The 9,676-nt window shown below is 72.0% G+C and carries 8 protein-coding genes and 2 pseudogenes; 8 read left to right on the forward strand and 2 right to left on the reverse strand.

Annotation, left to right across the window (positions count from 1 at the left end):
- Positions 1-209: 209 nt before the first annotated feature.
- The gene (locus F0U47_RS13105) at positions 210-989 is read right to left on the reverse strand and encodes a M14 family zinc carboxypeptidase (RefSeq protein ID WP_188111338.1); all 780 of its coding nucleotides are present in this window, start codon (positions 987-989) and stop codon (positions 210-212) included.
- A gap of 46 nt (positions 990-1,035) precedes the next feature.
- Positions 1,036-2,127 carry an AAA family ATPase gene (locus tag F0U47_RS21220; RefSeq protein WP_188111339.1) on the reverse strand — a complete coding sequence of 364 codons (1,092 nt, stop codon included), beginning with the start codon at positions 2,125-2,127 and terminating at the stop codon, positions 1,036-1,038.
- 243 nt (positions 2,128-2,370) lie between these two features.
- Between F0U47_RS21220 and F0U47_RS21225 the strand changes: the two genes are divergently transcribed.
- From F0U47_RS21225 to F0U47_RS13140, 8 genes and pseudogenes are all read left to right on the forward strand, one after another.
- Positions 2,371-2,640 carry a hypothetical protein gene (locus tag F0U47_RS21225; RefSeq protein ID WP_188111340.1) on the forward strand — a complete coding sequence of 90 codons (270 nt, stop codon included), beginning with the start codon at positions 2,371-2,373 and terminating at the stop codon, positions 2,638-2,640.
- Positions 2,637-3,275: a TetR/AcrR family transcriptional regulator gene (locus F0U47_RS13110; RefSeq protein WP_188111341.1), complete on the forward strand. Its 639-nt coding sequence runs from the start codon at positions 2,637-2,639 to the stop codon at positions 3,273-3,275. Before F0U47_RS21225 ends, F0U47_RS13110 begins: the two co-directional genes overlap by 4 nt.
- Positions 3,276-3,321: 46 nt before the next feature.
- On the forward strand, positions 3,322-4,458 hold the full coding sequence (locus tag F0U47_RS13115) for an FG-GAP repeat domain-containing protein (RefSeq protein WP_149750932.1): 1,137 nt from the start codon (positions 3,322-3,324) through the stop codon (positions 4,456-4,458).
- A gap of 430 nt (positions 4,459-4,888) precedes the next feature.
- Positions 4,889-4,975 (forward strand): annotated as a pseudogene (locus tag F0U47_RS22115) (lipase family protein); the annotation flags it as partial.
- Positions 4,951-5,685: a lipase family protein gene (locus F0U47_RS21850; RefSeq protein WP_368666142.1), complete on the forward strand. Its 735-nt coding sequence runs from the start codon at positions 4,951-4,953 to the stop codon at positions 5,683-5,685. The pseudogene F0U47_RS22115 and the gene F0U47_RS21850, both read left to right, overlap by 25 nt.
- On the forward strand, positions 5,682-7,382 hold the full coding sequence (locus tag F0U47_RS13130) for a right-handed parallel beta-helix repeat-containing protein (RefSeq protein ID WP_149750935.1): 1,701 nt from the start codon (positions 5,682-5,684) through the stop codon (positions 7,380-7,382). The genes F0U47_RS21850 and F0U47_RS13130 overlap by 4 nt, the downstream gene beginning before the upstream one ends.
- A 38-nt stretch (positions 7,383-7,420) precedes the next feature.
- A complete protein-coding gene (locus tag F0U47_RS13135; protein ID WP_149750936.1) occupies positions 7,421-9,178 on the forward strand; it encodes a DUF429 domain-containing protein in 1,758 nt (585 codons plus the stop codon).
- 150 nt (positions 9,179-9,328) lie between these two features.
- Positions 9,329-9,676, forward strand: a pseudogene (locus tag F0U47_RS13140) (hypothetical protein); the annotation flags it as partial.

Below are 9,676 nucleotides of genomic sequence, written 5' to 3' on the forward strand. Positions count from 1 at the left end.
GGCTGCCCGAACGCAAAGTCTTGTGGTTTACCTCCGGGTGAGTGGGTATCAGGGGCGAGGGGCACAACCTTCCGACGGAGCAACCCATGACTCACTGCGGATGCCACGAGGACTACCACGAGCTGGGAGTCCACCGACCCGGTTACGAACCGAACCACCCGCCCGACGGTCCACCGATCGTCGAGTTCGCGGCTTAGCCGGACCCGCCGTCAGCGGTGCCGGGACGCGTCCCAGATCGAGAGGACCTGGCGCGGCGCGGTGACCTGCATGCGCCGGCGGCTCGGACGGGCGCCGTACTCCACCGTCAGCGCCGTGCCGCCACGGAGCCGGTAGTTGTACCAGCCGGTCATCGTGCCGTGGCAGACGCCGCCGCAGGTGAACGACTTGCGCGGCAGGTTGAGTGCACGCGCCACCCGTCGCGAGAAGGCCCTGTTCTTCGTGGCCGTGTCGACGCCGTACAACGGCTGGTGGAAGCTGAGGATCCACTTCGGCCGGATGCTCCTCAGGAACCGCATGACCGCCCGCGTCTCCGGCTCCGAGGAGGGGCGGGGCCCTGACTCGTAGGGTCCGTCGAGGTCGGTCCAGTTGTAGGGGAAGTTGCGGTTGAGGTCGACACCGCGGGCGTTCTTGCGCGTGCCGCGCACGAGACCGTCGGGGTTGTACGTCGGCAGCACCCAAAGGTTGATCCCGTGGATCGGCCGGCCGTCGCGCAGGCTGGTGAGGATCTGGCGGGTGTGCGGCTCGTCGCCGTGCATGGTCGAGATCAACAGGACCTTCGGCTTGCCCGTCTCGCCGAGGTGCCAGGCGACGATCGGCCGACCGCGGACGGAGCGACCGATCACCCGCTTGCCGATCACCGCCGGCCCGTCCTCGACCGCGCCACGAGCGGTGACGACACCCGGTGTGGCCGGCGTGGCCGGCGCGGTCGGCGCGGCCAGCAGCGCCGATCCGATCATCGCGGTGGTGGCGAGCACGAGCCGGGTGCGCATGGCCGTCGAGCGTACGGCGAAACGGCGGCCCGGTCCTGGAGATCGTCTAGGTTGCGTCGTCGAGGATCCTGCGCGCGGTGGATGACGGCGTGAGACTCGTCGTGTCGATGACGAGGCCGCCGGAAGAGCGCCACGCCTCCTGTGCCGCGATCGCGCCGCCGACGATCTGGCGAAGGTACGCATCATCGGCGCCGACGAGGTCGTCGCCGGCGAGCGGCGCCATCTCTCCGCGAGCGCGAGCGAGAGCCCGGGCCGCGAGGGCGGTCCGGTCGGCTGTGAGCCGGATCGAGGTGAGCGGCGTGCCGTCGAGGAGCGCGGCGTAGGTCGCGGCCTGCGTCGGGTCGTCGGTGGTCCCGTTGAGCACCAGCAGTCGGTTGCCGCGAGCGCGGAAGACTCGCCACAGCGCGCCGACAGCGGCTGCTTGGAGCTCGTGATCGAGGGGACCTCCCGCGCGTCCTCGGAATCCGAGCTGGCGGAGATCGACGAATGCGGTGGGGATGTTCTGATCGCGCGCCAGCACGAAGGTCAGCCAGCCGCTCGTCGACTTGCCGACGACCCGGGACCCGGTGATCAGCGCGGCGCGGCCGAGGGCGGCGGCTGCGGTCGGGTGGGGTTCGTCGGCGCGGCTCGCCGCGGCAGGAAGGATGGCCGCGACGTCGAGCACCCGCCGGGCCACCGCCGCGGGACTGCTCCTGTCGGTGCGGACGACCGGGAGATCGAGAGCCGCCGCTTCGTGCTTCCGAACGTCGAGGCGCACCCCGCACCAGTCCTCGCCGTACGGGCCTCGGGCGTCCATCCGCTGCTGGATCACTGGTTCGTCAGCGGCCAACCGGATCAGGGCCAGGTCGTGATCGGCCAACGCGCGGCGGGTGAACTCGATCTGGTGGGGATCGAGGACCCCTGACACGACCAGGGTCGTCGTGCCGCGCTGCGCGTGCACCCGGCTGATGGCGGCCAGCGCCCAGGTCTTGCTCCGGTGCGCCTCGGCCTCGTCGTCTGAGACCGGATCGGCCATCCCCAGCTGGTCGATGTCGACGTAGCAGGTCGCCTCGTCGTTCTCGCACAGCAGATCGAGCAGCTCCCACGCCGTCACGGACTTGCCGACGCAGGGAGGACCGAACAGCCAGAGGACCCTCACGCCGAGAGATTCCACGCCACCTGCTCGCCTGGGCAAGTCCTTTTCGGCAGACCCGTGCTGGGGGATCCGTCGGCGATACTTGCGCACGCGTGCAGCCTCCGCTCGACGCGGCCCGAGAAGCGGGACGAGACCGCGAACTGCCGCTACCTGGCTGCCGCGCTGGGCGACGTGTTCGCGGAATCCACCGGGCATCGCTGACGCTGTGCGCGGCGCAACCGGTCTCTGTCGGGCTATAACTGGCCCGTGCACCTCTACATCCTCCCGAGCCAGACGTTCCTCTCCTGCCAGATCTGCGGCGGCCTCCGGTTCGGGAGGCGCGAGGTGAAGATGACGACGACCGGGATGACGTTCTTCGACCTGGACTGGATGAACAAGTCGGCCGAGGGGGCGATCTGCGTCAGGTGCGGGTTCGTGCACACCTTCATGGGCAACGCGCACCAGTGGGTCGCGCCCGATCAGGTCGATCCGGCGGACCTGCCGGACGACCCGCTCGCCGAGCGGCCGGCGCAGTGACCGAGGCGCGGAGGTACGGCGGACAGTCGGCCGCCGAGCGCGACGACGCTCGTCGTACGCGCCTGCGGGAGGCGGCGCTCGAGCTGTTCGGCACCCAGGGGTACGCGGGTGTCTCCATCGACCGGCTCTGCTCGGCGGCGAAGGTGTCGACGCGGCACTTCTACCAGCTGCACTCCAACAAGGAGGACATGCTGCTCGACCTCTACGCCTCGCTCACGACGGGATCGCTCGAGGACGTCGTCGCGTCGCTGCGGCGCAACGAGGGGGAGACGATCGCGGTGCGGCTGCGTGACGCGGTCGGCGCCTACCTGCGGCCGCTGCTCGCCGATCCCCGCAAGGCGCGGATCGCGTTCGTCGAGATCGTCGGGGTGAGCGGCCGCGTGGAGGAGCGCCGGCTGCAGTTCCGCAACGGCATCATCGCGCTGGTCGAGGCCGAGACGACGGAGGCGATAGAGCGCGGCGAGCTCACGCGCACGTCCGACATCCGGTTCCGGGCGCTCGCGATGGTGGGGGCGGCCAACGTCATCGTCCACGACTGGAGCATCCACCCCGGCCGGAGGAGTGCCGGCGCGCTCGAGAAGGCGTTCTGCGACCTCGCTGTAGAGCTCGTCGTGGGGCGCGTCGACGCCATCTGAAAATACTAGTTGTCGGATATCTTGTCCGCGACCTAGGGTCGCGGCTATGAGAAAGACTCTCCTTTCGCTTGTCGTCGCCGGCTCGCTGGTCGCAGTCACGCCGCCGGCCCACGCCGCCACGTGGTTCGGCCCCGGCATCGCCAGCCCGATCGACAACGCGATGGGGCCCGGCCCGGCGCCGCGACCGGCCGCCACGGCCGACGTCGACAGTGACGGCCGCGCGGACCTGGTCAGCGTCGGCGACTTCACGGCAGGTGATATCCGGGTGTCGCTCGGCGACGGCACCGGGAGGTTCGCCGCGGCGACGGAGGTCGCGGGCACAGCCCAGACCCAGGGTCTCGACCTCGGCGACCTCACCGGCGACGGGAGGGCCGACATCGTCGCCATGACGACCTCCGAGGCGCGGATCCTCAAGGGCGACGGCGCCGGGGGGTTCACGCAGATCGGGGCCTACCCGCTGACCCTGGGCGGGCAGGTCCAGCCGCTCGTCGTCGACGTGGACGGCGACGGCGACCTCGACGTGGTCGCACCGACGTTCACCGCCGTCCAGTCGCTCGTCAACGGCGGCGCCGGGTCGTTCACCGCCGGCCCGACGACGCAGGTCCCGGGCGCGGGCGCGCTCTCCGCGATCGCCGTCGCCAGGCTCGACCCGGGGAGCACCCCCGACCTGTTCGCGATCGACGGCATGACCGGCACCGCGTTCGCGCTGACCGGCAACGGCGACGGCGGCTTCACCGTGCGTGGGTCGCTCTACGCGACGTCCTTCGTCCCCGAGGACATCGCGGCGATCGACCTCAACGGAGACGGGTACGACGACGCGGCCGTCGTCGGCTCCTTCAGCTTCTCGCTCGCCACCGGCCTGACCGACGGCACCGGCCGCTTCACGTCGCCGGTCCCGCAGTCCTCCCAGTTCGGCGGCCCCGGCCCGACCAGCGCTGCGGTCGCCGACTTCGACGAGGACGGGCGCGAGGACCTCGTCGTCTCCTCGTTGGCCGACCCGACCGCCGGCACCCTCACCGTGCTGGCCGGCAACGGCACGCCGGGTATGCAGAAGATCGGCACGTTCAGCACCGCGGCGTTCCCGCAGAACCCGGTCCTCGCGGACTACGACCAGGACGGAGACACCGACATCGCCGTCGTCAGTCCGGGCACCATCACCGTGCTCCCGAACACGACGCCCTGACGAGATGCGCCGCCGACCGGCACTGGTCCTCCTCGCTGCCCTGCTGCTGACGCTCGGCACGGCAGGGCGGGCAGAGGCCGAGCCGCCTCCGCTGCCCGAGGACGACCCGTACTTCGCCGCCCCGGCCGACCTGCCGTCGTACGCAGCGGGCGAGCTGATCCGCGCCCGTCCGGTCACCGTGAAGTCCTTCGAGGTGCCGGTGCCGGCGGACGCGTGGCAGGTGCTCTTCCGCACCTCGGACCGGCGGGGCACGCCCACCGTCTCGGTGACCACGGTCATCGTGCCGCGCACCGAGTGGCGCCGCGGCGGGGAGCGGCCGCTGGTGAGCTACCAGACGGCCGAGGACGGGGTCTCGACGCGCTGCGCGCCGTCGTACGCACTCTCGGCCGGCATCGCCGGCGGCTTCACGGGCTCCTACAGCGAGTCGTCGATGGTGGTCTCGCTCCTGCTGAAGGGCTGGGCGGTCAGCGTGCCCGACTACGAGGGCATGGAATCGCAGTTCCTCGTGGCCGACGTCGCCGCGAAGGGCGTGCTCGACGGGCTGCGTGCCGCGCAGAGCTCCGCGGCGCCGGCCTCGCGGACTCGCCGATCGGGATGTGGGGCTACTCAGGGGGCGCCTTCGCGACCGCGAACGCCGCCCAGCTGCAGCCGCGCTACGCGCCCGAGCTCGACATCGACGCGGTCGCGCTGGGTGGCCTCCTCGGCAGCGTGCGCAAGACGATCGACGCGTTCTCGGGCAGCGTCGTCGGCGGTGCGATCCCGATGGGGATCCACGGGCTCGACCGCTCCTATGCACGGGACCTCCGGTCCTACCTCAACGCCTTCGGCCGGCGTGAGTACGACGCCAGCGCGGACCTGTGCATCTTCGAGGCCGTGCAGCGACGCCCCTTCCTGGACATCTCCGACATCGAGGCCTTCCCGGGAGCCCTGGACCGCCCGGAGATCTCCGCGATGCTGGCGGAGAACAGCCCGGTGAACCGACTCGGTGTGCCGACAGCGCCGGTGTACGAGTACCACGCCCGCTACGACCAGATGGCGCCCGTGCGACCGGCCCGCGCTGTGCTCCGGAACTACTGCCGGGCTGGGGCGGTGGTGGAGTACCGCGAGGCGCTCGCGGCCGAGCACCTGAGCGAGATGGTGCTGGGCGCTCCGGGCGCGGTGGCGTTCCTCGACCGGATGTTCCAGGGCCGGGCGCCGGTCGACCGGTGCGGGGCGATCCCGCGATGAGGCCGTGGCTGGTCGACCGGCTGGTCGCCGGGCTGGTCGTCGGGCTGGTCGTCGGGCTGGTCGGTGTGGTGGGACTCGGCACGCTCGCTGCTCCGGCGAGCGGGAGCGGGCCCACGACCTGGTTCGTCCGGGCCGGCGCATCCTCCGGCGACGGGTCCCGGGCGGCGCCGCTCGGCTCCCTCCGCGCGGTCGAGCGGCGCTCGGAGGCGGGCGACCGGATCGTCGTGCTCCCGGCCGCGAGGCCGCTCGACGGCGGCATCCGGCTCAAGCCCCGGCAGGTGCTGGTGGGCGGCTGGCTCACCAACACGACCACCCGTCTCGACGGCGACGGGGTGCGCCTGGCCGACGGCGCGCAGGTGCGCGGCGTCCGGATCACCGAAACCCGCCGGGGTGCGGTCTACGGGTTCGACGTGAGCGGGGTGACCGTGGTCGGCAACGACATCTCGGGCCAGAACTCCGCGTGCGTCCCGGGCTTCCTGATCCCGCCGTTCAACGCGCCGACCAACCTGCCGGGTGTGGGGATCCCGATCTCCCACGGCCTCCAGAACGGCTGGGCCGCGATCCAGGTCGACGCCGAGCGCCGCCGCGACGTCACCGCCGTGATCGCCCGCAACCGGATCCACGACGCGGAGTGCGGCGACGGCATCGACGTCCGGTTCTCGGGCGACGCGCGCGGCTCGGTGGTGATCAGCGGCAACGACATCCGGATGCTGCGGCAGGGATCCGGCTTCCAGTCACTGCTGGCGATCGGTGTGCAGGCCCGCGACACCGCGTCCGTCCGGGCGACCATCAGCGGCAACGTCCAGGCCGACCTCGGCAACGCCGACGACCCCAACCTGCTGACGGCCGGCGCCGACTCCGAGGGCGTCTTCCTCAACGCGGTCGGCCCCGCCTCGCTCGAGGCCGTGGTCGAGGAGAACGACTACACGAACGAGGAGGGGATCGGTGGGTTCTCGGCCAACGGCCTCGAGATGGTCTCGATGGGGAAGGGGGCGCGGATGCACGCCGTGGTCCGCGACAGCACCTTCTCCGGCGCACCCGGCGACCTCATCGAGCACGGCGCGCTCGGCACCGACGCAGTGATGACGATGCGCCTCGTGCGCGTCGTGGCCGAGCGGTCCACCGGCTTCGGCCACACCGTCCTCCTGCCGTTCAACAACGGGGACTGCGTCCTCGCCGGGAGTCTCGGCGCGCGCAACACCGTGCGGCTCGTCGTACGCCGCAGCGTGCTGCGCGACTGCGCCAACAACGGGCTCGCCCTCGGCAGCAACGTGGTCAACGGCGAGGGTGCGACGAGCGAGGTCTCCGCCGACGTGCGCGGCAGCGTGATCACCGGCAACCGCGGCGGCAACGTCGGCATCCGCAACTTCACGAGCCTCGACACCCTGACCTTCCGGATGGAGCGCACGGACCTCCAGCGCAGCAGGAGCCTGGGCTCGGGTGTCGCCGACTTCTCCGCCGAGGACGTCGGGACCACCGCCCGCCACACGATCGACATCGGCGGCGGTCGGCTGGGGAGCGCGGGGGAGAACTGCCTGCGCGGCGGCCTGCTCGCCGCCGACGTCGTCCGCTACCGGGTCTCCGCGCGACGCAGCTGGTGGGGGCGGCCGGGCGGCCCCGGGCCGCTCCGGACGTTGGTCGTCCAGGGCTCCCTCGACACCCGTGACGCGCTGGCTGCCGCCCCGCCGGCCTGCTGATCCGGAGCCGCGCGAAGCCATAGGGCAGGCTTCGTCCCATGTACTTCGTCGGTGTCGACCTCGCATGGGGTGAGCGCAGGCCCACCGGCCTGGCCGTCCTCGACGAGCAGGGCCAGCTGGTGCACGTGTCCGCCGCCACGTCGGACGGCGAGATCGTGGCGGCGCTGACGCCGTACGTCGAGGACGCGTGCCTGGTCGCGATCGACGCACCGCTGATCGTCACCAACACCACCGGCAACCGCGCCGCCGAGGCCGCGCTGAACAAGGACTTCGCGCGCTTCGACGCCGGGGCGCACCCGTCCAACACCGGCAAGCCGGAGTTCAGTGAGCAACCGCGCGGCGCCCGGATCGCGGCGCGGCTCGGGCTCGACATGAACCCGCGGTCGCGGCGTGCCCGACGGGCGATCGAGGTCTACCCGCACCCCGCGACGGTGGCGCTGTTCCGGCTGGGCCGGACGCTGAAGTACAAGAACAAGCCCGGGCGTGACCTCGAGCAGCTCCGCGCCGAGCTGATGGTGCTCATCGGTCGGGTGGAGGGGCTCGCGGCCGCGGATCCGCGGCTCGTGGTGGAGGGCGCCCCGTGGACCGCGCTGCGGAGTGCCGTCGAGAGCGCCCGGCGCAAGAGCGAGCTGCGCATCGTCGAGGACCAGGTCGACGCGGTCGTCTGCGCCTACGTCGCCCTGTTCGCCACCCGACGGCCCGAGCTGACGACGACGTACGGCGACTTCGAGACCGGCTACATCGTGACGCCGACGCTGCCGGACGACCTGACCGCGACGCCGCGCGGGCGGGCCGCTCCCGAGACCAGGGACCCGGTCGCCGCGGTGCGGGAGTACGCCGAGCACCACCAGGAACTCCAGCTCGCCGCCGACCAGTACGTCCGGTTGGTCACCTCGATCCTCGACGAGGCGGGCATCAACTACCTGACCGTCACCGGGCGGGCGAAGTCGGTCGCGTCCTTCGCGGCCAAGGCGGCGCGCACCGTCGAGGGCCGTCCGCTCTACGCCGACCCGCTCCGCGAGATCACCGACCAGATCGGCATCCGGGTGATCACCTACGTCCTCAGCGACGTCCAGGCCGTGGCCGACCTCTTCGAGGACCAGGTCGTCGTCCACGACGACCGGGACCTGGGCCAGGAGACGGCGGGAGAGGGCCGCTTCGGCTACGCCAGCCGCCACCTGCTCGTCGGCCTCGACCCGGCGCGGGAGCGCCAGGGCGGCTACGAGCTGCTGCGTGGCCGGCAGGCGCAGATCCAGATCCGCACCGTCCTCCAGCACGCGTGGGCGGAGTTCGAGCACGACATCCGCTACAAGGGCACCATCCCCGACGAGCACGTGCCCGACTTCGACCGCCGCTTCACGCTCGCGGCCGGGCTGCTCGAGCTCGCCGACCGCGAGTTCTCCACGATCAGGGACCGGCTCCGGGAAGGCGTGACCGGCCCCGTCGCCGAGGCCGAGGACGACGACCCGCGACTCAGCCCGCGCGAGCTGGCGGCGTTCCTGGCCGGGCAGTACGCCGACGCCGGCTGGTCGCGCACCGACCACTACGCCTGGATCGCCGGACTGGTCCTCGAGCTCGGCATCTCCTCACTCGCCGAGCTCGGTGAAGCGCTTCGGTCGGTCGACGCCGAGGCGCTCAAGGAGCGGATGGAGTACCGGTACCCGCCGGGCGCCGTACGCCGCCTCGACGACGCTCTGCTCTGGGTGTACGGCGACACCTACGTCGACCTGCGCGGCAACGCGCACCGGGCTCCGGCGCTGCGGGCCAGGCTCGCGAAGATGGGCCGGGCGGGCTGAGCGCACGCACTGAGGGCACCGTCGGTCGCCCGACGGTCAACGGCACGCCGCGCTCGGTGGTTGAGGTGCGAGGCGCGCCAGCGCCGAGCCTCGAAGCCACCCCCGGATGTCCTGTGGATGCGCTTGTCCGGGTCGATCAGATGTTCTATTATGAACTCAACGTTGGTCGTTGTCTCGGGAGGTGCCGTGGTCGCGCAGCTGATGCCCCGGCCGCACCCGATCACGGCCTGCGCCGACCAGCTGTCCGCCGCGCTCGCGGATGTCGCTGGGGTGCCGGCGGTGTACATGAGCCCCGCCGACAAGCGCGCCGCGCTGCTGGCGCTGACCGCCGCCGAGCGGAGGCTGGCGGAGCTGAGGCTGCGGGTGATGGCCGCGTCGGCCGACGTCGCCGACGCCGTCGGCGCCCGGGACGTGGAGGCGTGGCTGGCGTCGCGAACCCAGGCCGAGTCCGCCGTGGCCCGCGCCGCGCAAGAACTCGCCAACGCTCTGGACTGCCGG

The sequence above is a fragment of the Nocardioides antri genome (assembly GCF_008373765.1).
Taxonomy (GTDB): Bacteria; Actinomycetota; Actinomycetes; order Propionibacteriales; family Nocardioidaceae; genus Nocardioides; species Nocardioides antri.